This is a genomic window from Pseudomonas sp. NPDC089734 (assembly GCF_044748865.1).
Taxonomy (GTDB): Bacteria; Pseudomonadota; Gammaproteobacteria; order Pseudomonadales; family Pseudomonadaceae; genus Aquipseudomonas.
Genome location: NZ_JBIVGV010000007.1, coordinates 95,084 through 112,387, shown reverse-complemented (window position 1 = coordinate 112,387; position 17,304 = coordinate 95,084). Strand labels below are relative to the sequence as shown.

Annotated in this window: 18 protein-coding genes; 11 read left to right on the top strand and 7 right to left on the bottom strand. The window is 58.1% G+C overall.

The genetic code is table 11. From position 1 onward, the window contains the following. Complete coding sequence (selO, locus tag ACIPY9_RS11400; protein ID WP_400700569.1) at nt 1–1,464, top strand: protein adenylyltransferase SelO; 1,464 nt, start codon at nt 1–3, stop codon at nt 1,462–1,464. On the opposite strand, the gene ACIPY9_RS11395 is transcribed toward selO, so the two are convergent. Beyond that, on the bottom strand, nt 1,403–2,302 hold the full coding sequence (locus ACIPY9_RS11395) for a hypothetical protein (protein ID WP_400700567.1): 900 nt from the start codon (nt 2,300–2,302) through the stop codon (nt 1,403–1,405). The genes selO and ACIPY9_RS11395 overlap by 62 nt on opposite strands. Before the next feature lie 75 nt (nt 2,303–2,377). Next, nucleotides 2,378–2,824: a hypothetical protein gene (locus tag ACIPY9_RS11390; protein ID WP_400700565.1), complete on the bottom strand. Its 447-nt coding sequence runs from the start codon at nt 2,822–2,824 to the stop codon at nt 2,378–2,380. A 222-nt stretch (nt 2,825–3,046) separates the two neighbouring features. Between ACIPY9_RS11390 and ACIPY9_RS11385 the strand changes: the two genes are divergently transcribed. Continuing rightward, entirely contained in the window at nt 3,047–3,451 is a 405-nt protein-coding gene (locus ACIPY9_RS11385) for a PAAR domain-containing protein (protein WP_400700563.1), read from the top strand. Nucleotides 3,452–3,491: 40 nt separating this feature from the next. Here the strand turns inward: ACIPY9_RS11385 and ACIPY9_RS11380 are convergent, their stop codons facing one another. The 3 genes from ACIPY9_RS11380 to ACIPY9_RS11370 all read right to left on the bottom strand — a co-directional run bounded on the left by ACIPY9_RS11380 (nt 3,492) and on the right by ACIPY9_RS11370 (nt 5,868). After that, nucleotides 3,492–4,271 carry a ParA family protein gene (locus ACIPY9_RS11380; RefSeq protein WP_400700561.1) on the bottom strand — a complete coding sequence of 260 codons (780 nt, stop codon included), beginning with the start codon at nt 4,269–4,271 and terminating at the stop codon, nt 3,492–3,494. A 113-nt stretch (nt 4,272–4,384) separates the two neighbouring features. Then, on the bottom strand, nt 4,385–5,395 hold the full coding sequence (locus tag ACIPY9_RS11375) for an AI-2E family transporter (RefSeq protein ID WP_400700559.1): 1,011 nt from the start codon (nt 5,393–5,395) through the stop codon (nt 4,385–4,387). Nucleotides 5,396–5,577: 182 nt separating this feature from the next. Further along, a complete protein-coding gene (locus ACIPY9_RS11370) occupies nt 5,578–5,868 on the bottom strand; it encodes a PsiF family protein (protein ID WP_400700557.1) in 291 nt (96 codons plus the stop codon). Nucleotides 5,869–6,003: 135 nt separating this feature from the next. On the opposite strand from ACIPY9_RS11370, the gene ACIPY9_RS11365 reads away from it, so the two are divergent. Next, nucleotides 6,004–6,882: a DMT family transporter gene (locus tag ACIPY9_RS11365; protein WP_400700555.1), complete on the top strand. Its 879-nt coding sequence runs from the start codon at nt 6,004–6,006 to the stop codon at nt 6,880–6,882. Nucleotides 6,883–6,901: 19 nt separating this feature from the next. On the opposite strand, the gene ACIPY9_RS11360 is transcribed toward ACIPY9_RS11365, so the two are convergent. Beyond that, nucleotides 6,902–7,792 carry an alpha/beta fold hydrolase gene (locus ACIPY9_RS11360; protein ID WP_400700553.1) on the bottom strand — a complete coding sequence of 297 codons (891 nt, stop codon included), beginning with the start codon at nt 7,790–7,792 and terminating at the stop codon, nt 6,902–6,904. A 183-nt stretch (nt 7,793–7,975) separates the two neighbouring features. Between ACIPY9_RS11360 and osmE the strand changes: the two genes are divergently transcribed. Both osmE and ACIPY9_RS11350 read left to right on the top strand, forming a co-directional pair. Then, nucleotides 7,976–8,314 (top strand): osmotically-inducible lipoprotein OsmE, encoded by a 339-nt coding sequence (gene osmE / locus ACIPY9_RS11355; protein ID WP_400700551.1) that lies wholly within the window; start codon nt 7,976–7,978, stop codon nt 8,312–8,314. 357 nt (nt 8,315–8,671) lie between these two features. Then, nucleotides 8,672–9,205: a bacterioferritin gene (locus ACIPY9_RS11350; RefSeq protein WP_400700549.1), complete on the top strand. Its 534-nt coding sequence runs from the start codon at nt 8,672–8,674 to the stop codon at nt 9,203–9,205. A 62-nt stretch (nt 9,206–9,267) separates the two neighbouring features. On the opposite strand, the gene ACIPY9_RS11345 is transcribed toward ACIPY9_RS11350, so the two are convergent. Then, nucleotides 9,268–11,334, bottom strand: coding sequence for an AsmA family protein (locus tag ACIPY9_RS11345; RefSeq protein ID WP_400700547.1), 2,067 nt, complete (start codon nt 11,332–11,334; stop codon nt 9,268–9,270). Between the two features lie 212 nt (nt 11,335–11,546). On the opposite strand from ACIPY9_RS11345, the gene ACIPY9_RS11340 reads away from it, so the two are divergent. The 6 genes from ACIPY9_RS11340 to pqqF all read left to right on the top strand — a co-directional run bounded on the left by ACIPY9_RS11340 (nt 11,547) and on the right by pqqF (nt 17,250). After that, entirely contained in the window at nt 11,547–12,179 is a 633-nt protein-coding gene (locus ACIPY9_RS11340) for a TetR family transcriptional regulator (protein ID WP_400700545.1), read from the top strand. 181 nt (nt 12,180–12,360) lie between these two features. Beyond that, nucleotides 12,361–12,861, top strand: a complete 501-nt coding sequence (gene ureE / locus ACIPY9_RS11335) for an urease accessory protein UreE (RefSeq protein ID WP_400700543.1) — start codon at nt 12,361–12,363, stop codon at nt 12,859–12,861. Beyond that, nucleotides 12,858–13,532 (top strand): urease accessory protein UreF, encoded by a 675-nt coding sequence (locus ACIPY9_RS11330; RefSeq protein ID WP_400700541.1) that lies wholly within the window; start codon nt 12,858–12,860, stop codon nt 13,530–13,532. Before ureE ends, ACIPY9_RS11330 begins: the two co-directional genes overlap by 4 nt. Before the next feature lie 17 nt (nt 13,533–13,549). Then, nucleotides 13,550–14,167 (top strand): urease accessory protein UreG, encoded by a 618-nt coding sequence (ureG, locus tag ACIPY9_RS11325; protein WP_400700539.1) that lies wholly within the window; start codon nt 13,550–13,552, stop codon nt 14,165–14,167. Between the two features lie 26 nt (nt 14,168–14,193). Then, entirely contained in the window at nt 14,194–14,766 is a 573-nt protein-coding gene (locus ACIPY9_RS11320) for a HupE/UreJ family protein (RefSeq protein WP_400700537.1), read from the top strand. Between the two features lie 129 nt (nt 14,767–14,895). Further along, the gene (pqqF, locus tag ACIPY9_RS11315; RefSeq protein WP_400700535.1) at nt 14,896–17,250 is read left to right on the top strand and encodes a pyrroloquinoline quinone biosynthesis protein PqqF; all 2,355 of its coding nucleotides are present in this window, start codon (nt 14,896–14,898) and stop codon (nt 17,248–17,250) included. Nucleotides 17,251–17,304: the final 54 nt, after the last annotated feature.

Genomic DNA, 17,304 nt, shown 5'->3' with positions numbered 1-17,304 from the left:
TTGAAAGCCCTCGACGAACTCATCTTCGACAACCGCTTTGCCCGACTGGGCGACGTATTCTCCACAACGGTCCTGCCGGAGCCCATCGCCGAACCGCGTCTGGTGGTGGCCAGCGAGTCAGCCCTGGCCTTGCTGGATCTCGACCCGGCCCAGGCCGAGCTTCCCCTGTTCGCGGAAATCTTCGGTGGTCACAAGTTGTGGAGCGATGCCGATCCAAGGGCCATGGTCTATTCCGGTCATCAGTTCGGCTCCTATAACCCACGGCTGGGCGACGGACGCGGTCTGTTGCTGGGAGAAGTCTGCAACGAAGCGGGCGAGTACTGGGACCTGCATCTCAAAGGCGCGGGCCAGACCCCGTATTCACGCATGGGCGACGGGCGCGCTGTATTGCGCTCTTCGATTCGCGAGTTTCTGGCCTCTGAAGCCCTGCACGCCCTGGGCATTCCGACCAGCCGTGCCGCCTGCGTGGTCGGCTCGAGCACACCGGTCTGGCGCGAAACCCAGGAGCAAGCGGCCATGGTCCTGCGCCTGGCACACAGCCATGTCCGTTTCGGCAGCCTTGAATACTTCTATTACACCCAGCAGCCGGAACACCTGAAAGAGCTGGTCGACCACGTTCTGGCGCTGCACTACCCCCAATGCCAGGAACAACCCGAGCCTTATCTGGCGATGTTCCGGGAAATCGTCGAGCGCAATGCCGAACTGATCGCCAAGTGGCAGGCCTATGGCTTCTGTCATGGCGTGATGAACACCGACAACATGTCGATTCTGGGCATTACCTTCGACTTCGGTCCGTTCGCTTTCCTGGACGACTTCGACGAGCACTTCATCTGCAATCATTCCGACCACGAAGGCCGCTACTCCTTCAGCAATCAGGTGCCGATTGCGCAGTGGAACCTCAGCGCGCTGGCCCAGGCCCTTACGCCCTTCATCAGCGTCGACGCCCTGCGCGAAACCATCGGCCTGTTTCTACCGCTGTATCAGGCCCATTACCTGGACCTAATGCGCCGACGCCTGGGCCTGACACGCGCCGAAGACGAGGATGACACACTGATCAGCCGCCTGCTGCAACTGATGCAGAACAGCGGCGTCGATTACACCCTCTTCTTTCGTCGACTGAGTGATGAACCGGCTGTCGATGCCCTGCAAAAACTGCGCGATGACTTTGTCGACATCATTGGCTTCGACAGCTGGGCCGATAGCTACATGAATCGCCTGGCCAAGGAAAACAGCGGCACCGAACAACAGCGCCAATCCCGCATGCAGGCCGTCAATCCGCTCTACATCCTGCGCAATTACCTGGCCCAGAACGCGATTGAGGCCGCAGAAAAAGGCGACTACACCGAAGTGCGTCGCCTGCATGAAGTGCTCTGCAACCCTTTCACCGAACAACCTGGCATGGCTAGCTACGCACAGCGCCCGCCGGAGTGGGGGAAACATCTGGAGATAAGCTGCTCGTCTTGACTGCGAGCTGCCCCGTCACAGGAGCCTCAGAACCCTGGGGCTCCGCAAGACTCTCTTTTTTCTTGCCGTCTTTACCGGGGATAGCGCCGGCGATGAGATCGAACAGAGTCAGTATTTCATCATTGGGCTTGTAGCCGACGGAGTGGGCGGCTTCGAGCATCCTGGACTCTGTGTCGGCTTCATAATCTTCCATGTATTGGGCTTGATCGATTAATGGAAGAGAACGGAAGTGGGCCAAATGCTCCGCATAAAAAAGATGCGGTTCTTGAGTGAAAGCGCCTTGTTGACTGTCATGGCCAATTTTCATCCGCCACTGTGTTTCAATTTCCCAGGCTGCACGATAAGCCGCATGCCTTTCATTCAAAGTGAACGTGTCACTTTCATCGTAAGCAATCAAGGTCAACTGCTCATATGACAAACCAGCGAAAGGATTTCTGGCGCCCGGCGCATGGTGCATATCGCGAATGACATAGTCCAGAGCTTGACGATCCCGCTCCATCAGGACTGGATCACTGACGCTAGTGTCTGCCAGAACATCCCTTGCATTACTGCGCGTATACGGCTCGGAGCTAAACTGGCGTTGTAATCTTTCTGCCAGATGCCCTAACTCTTTGCGGGTAAGCGATTGATCACGTGCCTCGGCTCGTGCAGCGCATTCACTGAGTTGACGAGAAAGTAACGAGACAGTGGCTGTATCGGATACATCCCCTGAGACGTCGGCAGCTTTGTTAATATTCAGCGGTGCTTGAGTTGCAAGTATCGGGGTGACAGACAAAGACGCAGTTCTCATTTCGATATTTTTTATCATATAGACAGCCCAACCAGTATCGAGAAACACGTTAGCCGTACCGAAAATAAATCTTTATTTTCGGCACGTAGAGCCAAGCAATAAGTAATCGAGAACCATCACGGTTTATCTCATCACAAACTCGACAGTCCATGCATGAGTTGCATTATTGACAGAAATTATTCTGGCATCGCAGCGTGCACCACCACTCGCCGTCGCCTCCTTGATCCATTTCGGAACCCTGGCGGATCGGGTAGCCGTCATCACATAAGTCGACTTGAACCTGCAGACCTTATTCCCGATCCTGTACCGGACAAAAGCGTGACTGGCATCGGGAGAAAGACGCCCCTGAATAACATAAGAGTCTGTCTCGCCTTTGGGAACAGCAGCCCGCGGTGCAGATTTGGCAAAAGACCTTGTCAGCGTTTCATGACTGTCTACAGGGCTATATACCGCCTCCGAAGAGCCATTATTCTTGAAAACAACCGTTACCTGCGGCCCTGCCTGTGCCACTCCCGAACCAACGAGCGCAGCAAAAGCCGCAATCAACTTCATTCCCTTCAACACATGCATATTTGAATTCCTTTTTTGTCAGTCATTACAAAAAAGGTTATAGCCATATAGAAAACAGCTCAACTACCCGAACGGATAACCCGAAAGTATAGTGACGCCAAACCCTACAAAAGAACCGGCTGTTTTATCTGTAGGATTATTCCTTAATATTATTTAACCGAACTTACCCACCCAACTTTCCAGCTAGCATCTGTACTGTCCAAATACAGAAGAGACAGACTCATGTCATGCGTAGTCAGGGAAGGCGATCCAACCACCACTGGTGGCTTCGTGCTGTCAGCGTCGGCAACAGAATTGATAGATCAGCGCAGAGTGGCGCGTATGGGTGATCCGGTATGGTGTCCGGCCTGCAAGAGCCTGGGTTATATCGCTGAGGGTAACCCGACTTATATCAACGGATGCGTTGCCGTTGCCACACACGGGCACGAGGTCAAGTGCGGATGCCACCCCGGCAGCAATCGACTGACGGCGTCACAGGAACACACCAGGGCCGATATGGAAGCAACCATCCGCATCCCGGCAGACATGGCCGAACAGGCACTCGTGAACATCGAACGTATTACCCGCTCAATCAAGGAAGGCACCTTCGATACAGCCCTGTTCAAAACGGATGTTCAGGGCCTGTGAACCTTGCCGGAACGGGGCATGCCCCGCTCCGGCTCCACGTTTACGCCGGCGCCCTGGCTTCCAGCCAGTGGTGCAACTCAACGAATTGCTGCGTCAGTTTGTGACGGGGATCGAAATGAACCAGAGGCATGCTGGCCTGATGCGACTCACGCATCTTCACCGAAGCATTGAGATGAACCGGCAGGACCGGCAGCCCCTCGGCAATCAGTTCGTCGAGCATTTGCTGAGGCAGGCTTGCACGAGGCTGAAACTGATTGACGATGATCCCTTCAACCTCAAGGCCCTCGTTATGATCCTCCTTGAGCTCTTCAACCTCATGCAGCAGGCCGTAAAGGGCCTGACGCGAAAAGCTGTCGCAGTCGAAAGGAATCAATACACGATCGGCCGCGATCAAGGCCGAAACCGCATAGAAGTTCAGCGCAGGAGGCGTATCCAGGTAAATACGCTCGTAATCCTCGCTCAATTCGTCCAGCAGCTTTCGCAGCTTGTTGATCTTGTGCTTGGCCTCGAGTTTTGGCTGAAGATCAGCCAGTTCGGCGGTCGCGGTCACCACATGCAGGTTGTCGTAGGGCGTTTCATAGATATCGACATGGTTCTTGCGGCCGAACGGCGCAGACGACAGTGTCTGTTTGAAGAACTCCGCAATCCCCATCGGAATATCGTTGCCTGTAAGACCGGTGAGGTATTGAGTCGAATTAGCCTGTGCATCCAGATCAATCAACAGTGTCCGATAACCTTCGTTAGCGCTGACAGCCGCCAGGTTGCAGGCGATGCTGGACTTGCCGACGCCCCCTTTCTGATTGAACACCACGCGACGCATGCAATGACTCCTTGCTGAGTGAAGAAACAACATGGAAAGCCGATAAAGGCCTCACAAGACCTTCGAGTCTAGGCAATACATATGACAAGGGCGAATTCATTCGCAAAAGCGCTTTATACCAACCCCTCTTTCTGCAACTCACTCTTGAGATACGCATAGTAGATCGGCCCTGCCACCACGCCCGGCAGGCCGAAGGCCGCCTCGAACAGCAGCATGGCCAGCAGCAGCTCCCACGACTTGGCATTGATCTGCCCGCCGACGATCCTTGCGTTGAGGAAGTATTCGACCTTGTGGATCACGATCAGGTAAGACAAGGCCGCCAGGGCCACCCAGATCGAAACCGACATCCCGACGATGAAGATCAGGGTATTGGACATCAGGTTACCCACCACCGGCAGCAAGCCGAGCAGGAAGGTCATGATGATCAGGGTCTTGGTCAGCGGCAGGTGAATCCCGCACAGCGGCAGGACAACGGCCAGGAACACCGAGGTGAAGGCGGTGTTGAGCAGGGAAATCTTGATCTGGGCGAAGACGATATTGCGGAACGCGCGACTCAGCAGGCTCAGGCGATTGAACAGGGCTGCGGCCAGGGGTTTTCGGGTATGGACATCGGAGATCCGCTGCAAGGCGATGATCGCACCGAGCACCATGCCGATCAGCATGGTCACGAACATGTGCGCCGCGCCCTTGCCGATCATCTGCAACTCACCGATATGCTTTTGCAGCCACTGGCCCAGGGAGACCTGGAATTCAGCCGCACTGGCGGGCAAGTACGCATCGATGAAAGGGGGCAGTTGCCCACGGGCGCGGTCCACCAGGCCCATGAACTTGTCCAGAGACGCACCGGGGTTTTCGGCTTCATGCAGTACAAAACTGATGGCGCCCGCGAAAATCAGGGTCAGCAGGCTGACGACAATGGTCCCCAGCAAAGCCACGGCCAGCCATCGGGCACGCTCACCGGCAATCAGGCGTTGCAGCTTGGGGGTCAGCATGTTGACCAGTTCATAGACCAGCAACCCCGCCAACAGGCTCGGCAAGAGTTTGAAGGGCAATATCAGCAGCAAACCGCCAAAAACCAGAATCCAGCTGGCCAATAACACCTGACGCACAGAAAACGTTGGCATAAAGCCTCAACGGGCGGCCCAAAGAAGACGGCAGTCTGCCAGCGTTCAAGGCCGAGGACCAGTGATCCGCATGCGGCGATAACCTGCCCTGTGTGCCAACAGCCACATCGGAAAACCGGCCCAAGAGCTGTATTTACTGCACTTGGGCCGACATCCATTGCCAGAAGCCCAACGCCGGAAAATTATTTCTTCTTGAGACAATCGCTCATGAAACTCTTGCGGGCATCGCCCTTGAGCGCCTGAGCCGTCGCCGTCGCGTTGCAGCTCTTCATTTTTTCCTGCTGGGTTTGTGCCGGAGGCGGTGCAGCTTTCAGGCAGGTGCTCATGAAAGCCTTGCGTTCATCTCCCTTGAGGGACTTCGCACTGGCGTCTGCGTTGCAGGTCGTCATCTTGTTCTGCTGCGCCGTGGCGGCAAAACCCTGGGCGGACATCATCAGGCCTGCGAGCAATACAGAAATACCGAGCATCTTCATCAATCAACTCTCCCGTACGACTGTGCCGATCAGCCCAGCCTGAACAGCAGTGTAGCCAAGAATATTGCAATATATGTCGAGCCGGGAGCGCCCGGCCAACGGATAATAGTCCCTCGTCTTTCTATCGGTTCCCACATGCAATACGCATTTCCCCTGCTGACCATCCTGATCTGGGCCGTCAACACCGTCATTACCAAGGCCGCCTCGGAAGTGATCTTCCCTGCCGAAATAGGCTTTTATCGCTGGTTGCTGGCAGGGTTGCTCTTTACGCCCTTCATGCTCGGGCCGGTCTGGAAAAATCGGGCACTCATCAAGCCGGTGGCGGGCAAGATCGTCATTCTGGGCGTGCTGGGCATGGCGGCGTACCAAAGCCTGGCGTATTTCGCCGCCAGCATGACCACCGCCACCAACATGGGGATCATTCAGTCACTGGTGCCCATGATGGCGCTGGGACTTTCCATTGCGTGTCTGGGCCATCGATTGACCTTCGGTGCATTGCTGGGGGCCTTGCTGTCGTTCACCGGCGTGGTCATCGTGGTGTCTGCGGGCAACCTGACGGGGCTCATCGAACAGGGCGTCAATCGAGGGGATGCGATGATTCTGGTCGCCGCCGCGGCCTATGCGGTCTACAGCACCCTGCTGAAGAAATGGCAGCTGTGCCTGCCCCCCTTGCAGTTGCTGTATCTGCAGATTCTGGTGGCAATCGTCGTGTTGTTTCCCTTGTTCATCCTCTCGTCCAGAACGGGGCTGAATGCGAGCAATATTCCTCTGGTCCTGTATGCGGCCATCCCGACATCGATGCTGGCCCCCTGGCTGTGGATGACCGCCATCATGCGCCTGGGTCCAAGCCGGACGACACTCTTCTTCAACCTCATGCCCATTGCTACCGCGCTGATTGCTGCGGTCTCCCTGGGCGAACAACTGGCGCTTTATCATTTGACGGGCGGAGCATTGACCCTGTGTGGTGTCATTCTGGCCGAGCGCTGGAAAACCCCGTTGCGGCAAACGGCCTGAGGCGGGGCTTCATAAGACACTAGAGGCCGGCAGCCTTCAATCGAGCTGCATGTTCAAGAAAAAGCCCGACAGGGTTCGCTCCCTTGCCGACCAGGCCGAGGCTTTGATTGACGATATCGAAGTGATCGAGCGGAAAGTCATCGCCGATCACCGTCCCCAGGTGCGAGCTGAAACGCCCCACCATGCCGTCGCACTCACCGACTTCCTTCGTGAACGTGCGGGCAAAGATCCGGCATGTGACGTTGGTCCCGTCAATCAGGTTGCGCCCCCGATTGGTAATGCCGGGTTTCAGGATGCCGGACCAGGAGTAATAGCGCACGCCATTGACCAGTTCCTCACCCTGTCCGCCCCAGGTCTGCGGCAGGCCCTGAGGGTATTGCCTGTTGAACAGCGCCACGCCTGCGGTCGTCAGCGACTGGTGAGAAGCCGAGATGTCCATGGGCAGTTTTGGCCCGCGGTAGCCGGTTTCAAATACCGTGATCGTCCAGGACAACAGCCCGATGACCGCATTGACAAGACGCCCGCCCGGACTGCCCACCGGAAAGGTACGCTCCAGATAATCGGCCAGCTCGGAGCCATGATTGGGGCCGGCGACCGACGTCACCGACGCCACCAGATCCGGCCGTTTGGCAGCAACATAACGGACTGTCAGAGCGCCCTGGCTATGGCCGATCAGATTGACCTTGGCCACGCCGGTTTCGCGAATGGTCTGCTCAATGACCTTCAGCAACTGTTCGCCCCGGATCTCGGTGGAGTTGACGCCGGATACCATCACCGGAATGACTGTTGCGCCGCCCCGCTCCAGCGCCTTGATGATGCCGAACCAGTAGGGATACACCAGCAACCGCACAAACCCCAATAACCCGGGAACCAGCAACAACGGATAACGCGTAGCCTGTTCTTTAGCCATATGCATTCTCCTGATAAGGACGTGGATCGATAGATAAAACCTTAGCGGTGTTTGGCAGCAAGACAGAAAAACATGACAAACACGCGTGCTGCCTTATCGCCATCTATTATCGAACTCTCACGTATGAGACACGCTCCAAGAAATATCGGGCCAACACCGGCTCTGTCATTCGGAGAGACAACGATGTACAAGAAAATCCTGGCAGCAACCTGTGTCCTGGGCACATTGGCGGGCTGCGGCACGACCACCGTGCAGAACCCTGTGGACTTCGTGACCTATCGCAACGAACCGCTGGTCAAGCAGGTCGAAAACGGCATGACTCGCCAGCAAGTGCTGACCATCGGCGGTGAGCCCTCTTCCACCGTCGAGCGCAAGGTCAGCCCGGGCACCTGCAATAACTACGTGATGACCAAAGATGGCCATAAACAGGTCTACCACGTGAGTTTCAACAGCGACGGTCGTGTGACCAACAAAGGCTTCATGACCTGTGAACAGCGCGAAGCGAACGAACGCGCCATGTAGGCATTGCCCGCAATGGCCGAAAAAGCTCGTTGCCTCAGGCACCGAGCTTTTTTATTGGCCGGGCATTAGAAAATCAGCTTGAACAGCGCAATGACCACGATCAGGCCGATCAGAAAAATGATACCGACGGTGCCTCCCAGAAACTTGAGCATGTGGTGCCTCCAGAAATGAATGTCTCAAGGTAGGGACCGCGCTGCTGCACACTCGTTTCTTATATTTTTTACACCGACAGCAGCCGATGGACTGGTCGAAATCCGATAAAACTTTCTCCGCGTTCATCACTCACAGCTATTAACGACCTCGCCGGGCAGTACACAAAGAACGGGGCGTAAACCTGATGAACCATGGAGATGAATCATGATTTCTGCACCACAGCTATCCGATGTCAGCAGCCTGCGTGAGCGTGCCCGTCACAATGTCGAGAACGGAGCCGTCACCGAGGGCTATAACGCAGACCGGGAAACCATCCTGCGCTTGCTCAATGAATCACTGGCGACCGAGCTGGTCTGCGTGCTGCGCTACAAGCGCCACTACTACATGGCGACCGGCCTGAAAGCCCATGTGGCGGCCGCAGAGTTTCTGGAGCACGCCCAACAGGAAGCCGATCATGCCGACAAACTGGCCGAGCGTATCGTGCAACTGGGGGGAGAACCGGAGTTCAACCCGGACACCCTGTCGAAGAACTCTCATGCCCAATACATTGCAGGCAAGACGCTCAAGGAAATGGTCTACGAAGACCTGGTTGCCGAGCGCATTGCCATCGACAGCTATCGGGAAATCATCCAGTACGTCGGCGAATCCGATCCGACCACACGCCGTCTCTTCGAGGACATCCTGGCTCAGGAAGAAGAGCATGCCGATGATATGGCGGATATCCTGAACGACCTTTAAAACCTTTCGCGGATGAATCCGCTCCGACACGAGCAGCGGATTCATCCGCGAAAAACAGCCTCTTACTTGACCGTCTTGGGCGCCTTGCCCGCCCTCATCTGCTCCAGCAAGGGGCCGCACTGGTTGGGCTGGTTATCCCCGGTAGCCACCAGCGCCAGCAACCCCGCCGCCGGCCCGACCGTTGCACCCAGCAGGACCATCCCGGCTCCGCGCAACAGCAACGGCCCGGACTGCACACCCGCATTGGGACTGGCGAACGGACCATTCACATACAGCGGCGAACGCAGCGAAAACACCCGGAAGCCCTTGGACTCGGGGTTGATCTTCAGGTCCAGTTGCTCGGTCTTGAAGTTCGCGGTGCCGTCGATGTAGATGATTGCGTTCTCGGTATCGAACACGAACAGGCGACTGGTCGCCAGACCATCCTTGAGGCCGAAGTCGGAGGCCGCGCAGTTGATCTTCACGTCCTTGTCGCCAAACAGCTTGCCCACCACATAGTTGCCCACGTTCAACCCGGCAATTTCCATCAGGCCCTGGCTGATCGCCCCGTCGTTGACCAGCATCTTCAGTTCTCCATTGGCCGTGCCCAGCAACGCCGCGACCGAATTGCCGCGACCACTGATATCGGCATCGCCGTTCAGTTCACCGAAGCTGGTCTTCATCGGCTCGAAAGTGGGGAACAGTTGCTTGAGCTTGAAGTTGCGCGCCGACACCCTGGCCCGCCCCTGAAGTGGCTGGATACGGCCGTCCAGACGTATCTCGGCATCCAGCTTGCCGCCCGCCACACCAAAGCGCAGCGGTTGCAGGCTCAACTGCCCGTCATTGAGCAACAGGTGCGTATACAGGTCGGTAAAGGGCAAGTCCGGGCTTTGTACGATCCGCTTCCCAGTGAATTCCACATCGGCATCCATGGCACGCCAACGGTCGGTCTGGAACTCCTCGACGGGCAAGACCTTGCCCTTGGGCTGCTTGCTGTCGCCTCCACGTTTCTTCTGGGCAGCATTGGAGTCGGCACCGATCAAGGGGGCCAGATCGCTGAACAGCAATTGATTGGAGACCAGCACACCACTGAGTTTTGGCCGTGGCTGACTGGCCACGAAATTCAGGTCGCCATGAATGTCACTGTTCCCGATCTTGCCGTTGAAACCTTCGTACCTGAAGTTCGCTCCGGCAGCGTCACGCAGGCTGGCAATCAACCGACCGTCCGTGGAATAGGCCGGTGAATCGGGCAGGGTTACCCCCGTCAGCGGATAGAGGTGGCTCAGGCTCGCGCCGGACAGTTTCAGCCGCAGGTCCAGCGCGCCCAGGTTCTGCGGATCGGTCAGGGTACCCGCGATGGCAATCTTCGTATCACCGACTTTCAGGTCGGCCTGAACCGGGAAGGGTTGCGTCGTATCCTTCAACGCCAGCAAGCCCCCTACCTTGCCGGTGCCGCTGAGGTTCTGGCCGTGATACTGACCTTTGACCGCCAGCCCGAAGGCGTAATCCTGTGGAACCGCACCTTTCTCCTGAGCCTTCTGCACCTCTTTGCTGCCGACAATGTCACCGAAGGGGATCGGCTTGCCCAGCATGTCGATAATCAGATCCAGCCGCGTGTTCAAGGTCTGGTCATTGAAGCTGACCAGCCCCTTGTCGAACTTGATTGCACCGATATCCAGCACCCAACTGGAAGGTTCTGCGTTCGGGTCTGACGCTGGCAGGTCGAAGACCCAGTTGGCCCGACCATCGGCCAGGCGCTCGAGCTTCGCCTCGGGGCCGGTCAGGTCGATACGCGGAATGACCACTTCCTGAACCAGCAATGGCAGCAGGGCCAGACGAAACTCGACACGCTTGAGCGTGACCATTTGTGGGGTTTTCGACCACTCGGGGTTGCCCAGGCTCAGGTCCTGGGCCACGAAATGCGGCCAGGGCAACCAGGCGCGCCAGCCACCGGACTCCGGCTCTCGCTGCCAGAGCACGGCCAGATCGCCGTTGATCGCGAACGGGCGATGCAGCGCTTCACTGACCTTTTCGTTGAGGGTGGGTTTGATGCGGTTCCAATCGAAAGTGGCGATCACAATGACCAGTACGGCAAGCACCAGTAACAACGTGGCACCTGTCCAGGCGAAAATCTTACGGCTGCGCGTCATTGCACGACACTCCAAAAAAACAACGCCCCGGCCATGGTGCGTTGAATACGACATGTTCCTTCGACTGATGAAAACGCCGAGGGTTTGATCTGATTGGCAAACAACCCGCCAGGTTCCTCCTGATAGAAAAAGTAGCCGTCGCCGGTCCTTCAATCAAAAGCCTTTCGACGCATGTTAGAGTGCTGCGCAGTCCACTCCCAAAATGTTTGCCCATGCTGCCCCGTGCCGAACAGAAACAACAGACCCGAAGAGCCTTGCTCGACGCTGCTCACCAGTTGATGGAGAGCGGGCGCGGTTTCGCCAGCCTGAGCCTGCGAGAAGTTGCACGTACGGCAGGCATCGTGCCCACTGGTTTCTATCGTCACTTTGAAGACATGGACCAGTTGGGACTGGCACTGGTCAGCGAAGTGGGCCAGACCTTTCGCGAAACCATTCGTCTGGTGCGGCATAACGAACTGGTCATGGGCGGCTTGATTCACGCCTCGGTGCAGATCTTTCTCGACCAGGTGGCCGCCAATCGCTCGCAGTTCTTTTTTCTGGCCCGCGAACAGTACGGTGGCTCGCTCAAGGTGCGCCAGGCGCTGGGCGCGTTGCGAGAAGGCATCAGCGCCGACCTGACCGCCGACCTGGCGAAAATGCCCAAGTGGCGACACCTCGATACCAATGCCCTTTCGATCATTGCCGACCTGGTGGTCAAAAGCGTATTCGCCATGCTGCCGGAGCTGATTGACCCGCCCTCCGCCACACTCGCGGCCCACCTCACCCCCCAGGCCAAGATTACCCAGCAGCTGCGATTCATCTTCATGGGCGCCAAGCATTGGAAGGGCCTGGGCAGTCACGACTGACACAACGATCAGAAAAATCGCACCATCCTGAAACACAAATAAACACACGCACTACACTGGTGCGCACATTTGTATATTTTCTGATCATTGCACCCCTCACGCCTGCCTTTTGTAGATTCCTGCACTATTGGCAAGCCCCTTGCTCTGATTTGAAGCATCGTAATTAGCTGGAAGCTTTCTGATGCTGGTGATTCATAAACGAATCGACCCCCAGACCACATGGGACGCCGAACTGCATTTGAATTTCGAGGCGCGCAGTAAAAGCCGCCTGCGTTGCTTCAGTGCCGAAAACGAAGACGTAGGACTGTTCCTGCAACGCGGGCAACAGCCGCTACATGACGGCGAATTCCTGCAGGCCGAAGACGGCCGTATCGTTCGCGTTTGTGCCCGTCCTGAACAACTGCTGCATGTCACCTGCAGCAGCACATTCGAGCTGACCCGTGCGGCCTATCATCTGGGCAACCGCCATGTGGCGCTGCAAGTGGGCGATGGCTGGCTGCGTCTGCTGGACGATTACGTGCTCAAGGCCATGCTCGACCAACTGGGCGCCACCACCGAAACCATCGAAGCCCCCTTCCAGCCGGAACACGGCGCTTACGGAGGCGGTCACCACCATTCGCGCGCCGGGGAAGAAGACTTCAACTACGCACCGCGCCTGCACCAGTTCGGCGTGCGTAAATGAATCGTGCCTGGGCGCTTCTGCGTCTGGCCAGCCCGCAGCTTCCGATTGGTGGCTACAGCTATTCGCAAGGGCTGGAAATGGCCGTGGAGCAATCCATCGTGGTCGATCCGCAAACCGCTGCGCGCTGGATCGGCGATCAGTTGCTGCTCAACCTTGCCCGCTTCGAGGCACCCTTGATGCTCGCCCATTGCACGGCGGCCGCCGAGGAGGATTGGGGTCAGTTGCTGCAACTGAGCGAGCAACACCGCGCCAGCCGGGAAACCCGCGAACTGCACCTGGAAAGCCGCCAGATGGGCTACTCCCTGCAACAGTTGCTCAATGGCCTGCCTGAACTGGATCGTCCTGCCCGCCTGTTTCTGGAACAGACCGGCGAACCGCATCTGGCTCTGGGCTGGGCACTGGCAGCACGTGCCTGGGACATCAGCCCACAGGACGCGCTGGCCGCCTGGCTGTGGAGCTGGCTGGAAAACCAGTTGGCCGTGCTGATGAAAACCCTGCCGCTGGGTCAGCAAGCCGCGCAACGCCTGACCAGTGAACTGCTGCCCTTGTTGCAGCAGGCCCAACAAGACGCCACCGCTCAAGACATCCGACAGATCGGCAGCGCCGCCTTTGGCCTGTCGCTGGCGAGCATGGCCCATGAACGTCAATACAGCCGGTTGTTCCGGTCCTAGCATCCATGGAGAACTCAATGAACAGCCAACCTTTACGCGTCGGCATCGGAGGCCCGGTCGGCTCCGGCAAGACCGCCCTGACCCTGGCCCTGTGCCTGGCCCTGCGTGAGCGCTACAACCTGGCGGTCGTGACCAACGACATCTATACCCGCGAAGACGCCGACTTTCTGGTACGCAACGAAGCACTGGCCCCGGAACGCATCATTGGCGTGGAAACCGGCGGTTGCCCGCACACGGCGATTCGTGAAGATGCGTCCATCAACCTGGAAGCCGTCGATCAACTCAACCGTCGTTTCGAGGGGCTGGACCTGATCATCGTCGAGTCCGGTGGCGACAACCTTTCAGCGACTTTCAGCCCGGAACTGTCGGACCTGACGATCTATGTGATCGACGTGTCGGCGGGCGACAAGCTGCCACGCAAGGGCGGCCCCGGCATCTGCAAGTCCGACTTGCTGGTGATCAACAAGATCGACCTGGCACCGCTGGTAGGCGCATCGCTGGAAATGATGGACCGCGACACCAAGAAGATGCGTGGCGACAAACCCTTCGTGTTCAGCAACCAGAAAACCGGCCAGGGTCTGGAACAGATCATTGCCTTTATCGAACGCCAGGGTCTGCTGACAGTCAGCGCCTGAACTCAACCCTCCTAGGAAACCTGTCCATGAACTACAAGAAAGCCCTCGGCGTCATTGCCTTGCTGCTTACTCCGACCCTGGCGATGGCGCACCCCGGCCATGGCGACAACGGCCTGCTTGCAGGTATCGAACACCCGATTGGAGGCCTTGATCACCTGTTGGCCATGCTCGCGGTCGGCCTGTGGGCCGCCCAGCAGAAAGGCGCTGCCCGCTGGGCACTGCCTTGCACCTTCGTGGGCACCATGCTGATCGGCGGCCTGCTGGGCTTCGCGGGTCTGGAGCTGCCTGCGCTGGAAAGCGGCATCTCCGCCTCGGTACTGGCGCTGGGCCTGGCCGTCGCGCTGGCCGTTCGTCCACCGTTGGCACTGGCCGTTGCAGCCACGGCGGTGTTTGCCATGTTCCACGGTGTGGCACACGGTCTTGAACTGCCGGACATGTCCAGCCCATGGGCCTATGCAGCCGGTTTCGTGGCAGCAACGGCGGTACTGCATGCAGCAGGCTACGCCGTGGTGCGAATCCTGCCTCAGGCCGCTGCACCGCTGGTGCGGATTGCCGGCGCTGCTTCGGCTGCAACCGGTGTGTGGTTGCTGGCTGGCTGATACACATCTGCCATATCGCGAATAAATTCGCTCCTACCGGGGGCCATTTTCGCCTTGTGTGGGAGCGAATTCATTCGCGAAAATGCGTGATCGCGAATGTGTTCGCTCCCACAGTTCTGTGAAACGCTCATGCCTGATGTCCAGCGACTGACCCTGCCCAATGGCCTGAATGTGGTGCTGTGCCATGCACCTCGGCTCAAGCGCTGTGCAGCATCGCTGCGGGTCGCGGCGGGCAGTCATGATGTGCCGCAAGCCTGGCCGGGACTGGCGCACTTTCTGGAACATCTGTTCTTTCTCGGAACCGAGCGCTTTCCCTCCGACCAGAACCTGATGACCTTCGTGCAGCGCCATGGCGGGCAGATCAACGCCAGCACCCGTGAGCGCACCACCGACTTTTTCTTTGAGCTGCCGCCTCCAGCCTTCGCCCGGGGATTGGAGCGCCTGTGCGACATGCTTGCTCATCCACGCATGGCTCAGGCCGATCAGTTACGCGAGCGTGAAGTGTTGCATGCCGAGTTCATCGCCTGGACTCAGGATGCCCAGGCCCGTCATCAGATCCGTCTGCTGGCCACCCTCAACCCGCAGCACCCGCTTCGGGGCTTTCATGCGGGCAATCGCTACAGCCTCGCCGTGCCCAATCCGGCCTTTCAGCAAGCCCTTCGGGCGTTCTATCAGCGGTTCTATCAGGCCGGGCAAATGACCTTGTGCCTGAGCGGCCCCCTGCCACTGGCAGAGCTGGAAATCCTGGCCACAGAACATGGCGCCGCTTTCAGCACCGGACAGACCGTTACGCAGCAGATGCCACCGCCTCTGATCGATGAATCGCCGATTCGCCTCTCGATACCAGAGCCGACAGATGTGCACCTGCTGTTTGCCTGCGAAGGTTTACCAGCCAAGACAGAAGAGGCTGTCGCGTTTTTCTGTCATTGGTTGATGGACGCCCAACCGGGTGGTCTGGTGGCCGAACTGGTGGGGCAAGGGTTGATCGGCTCACTCAAGGCCACACCGCTGTACCGGTTTGGCGGGCAAGTGCTGCTCGATGTCGAATGCACAGGCGCGCGCCCCGCCGCATCGGGCATGGTTGCAACGCTTTTCTTTGGCTGGCTCGCGTTCTTCAAGACCCGATGGCCAGCGCTGGTCGAAGAGTATCGCCGCGTGCAACATCGACGCCTGGAAACCTGTAGCGCGCTGGAAATGGCGCATCATTTCTGCCGCGATGTGCCGGCAGGCCTGAGCGAAGCAGGTGCTCTGGCACTCAATGCATTGCTCGACAGGCTAACGCCCCACACGCTTCTATCGGCGTCGCCTGTGGATAATCCGTCTGTCGGGCGCATCGAGTGGCACTTGCCCACAGCCAACCCTTTTCTGTTACCCCTCGTCGAGGGCGACCCTGTCCTGACGAGCCCTTTGGTCTACAGCGACGCCTTGCCTTGCGACAGCGGTGAAGCTTCGGTTTTTCTACGCTGGCAATTGCCGACCGCACAGCCCCACTGGTGGCGAACACTCAATGACGGTCTGAAAAACCTGAGCGAACAAGCCAGACAGGCCGGTGTGACCCTGTCCTTCAGCGCTTGCGGCAATCACTGGGAACTCAGTTTCACGGGCTTTCATGAGCCGATGCCAGCCATCGTCGAACAAGCGCTGCATGGGCTGCACTCTCCAGACAGCAAGGCGCTGGCGCGTCATGGCCAAGCAGAGAGCGAGCCCGCCCTGATTCCGATTCGCCAACTGCTCAAGGCCTTGCCTGATCACTTTTTGTCCAGCCCCACCGGGCAATCTGTCGATGATCTTCAGACGCTCTGGCGCAGCGCCAGCTGGATCGGGTTTGCCACAGGCCTGCCTCTCCGTCATCGATCACACCTGAACAGCGCCCTGCAGGCCATGCCGGGGCTGCCGCAGTCGCAGGCTCTCTCTGTAGCTGCGACAAGACAGGGCAAACGCTGGCAGATGGAAAGGTCAGAGTCACCGGAAGATGCCGTGCTGCTGTTCTGCACCACACCCGATACCTCACTTCACGATGAAGCCCGCTGGCGCCTGCTCGCACACCTCATACAGGCACCGTTCTATCAGCGTCTGCGGGTCGAACTGCAACTGGGCTATGCGGTATTCAGCGGTTTGCGCCAGATCGCCGGGCGCACCGGATTGCTGTTCGGTGTGCAATCGCCCACCTGCAACGCAGAACGACTTGTCCGGCACATCGAGGCCTTCATCGAGGATTTGCCGAACCTGATTCAAGACGCCGATATCGACGATCTTCGCCAAACACTCGACGATCAACTCGACCCCATCACAATGCCAACCGGACAGGCCGCCCAATGGCTTTGGCAAGCCTTTCTGAACGGGCATGACGCAGACGGTTTCAAAGCACTGCGCGAGGCATTGTCACATCTGGAAAAACACTCGTTGCTCGCGGCTGCCCACCAGTTGAACGCTGCCGACGGAGGCTGGCTCATCCTGGCCAATCGCCCGGCCCCCATGGGCTAAACGGGTATTCCTGCCCGATGGCAAGCATCTTTCATTAAATTCCCGCCCTGCCAA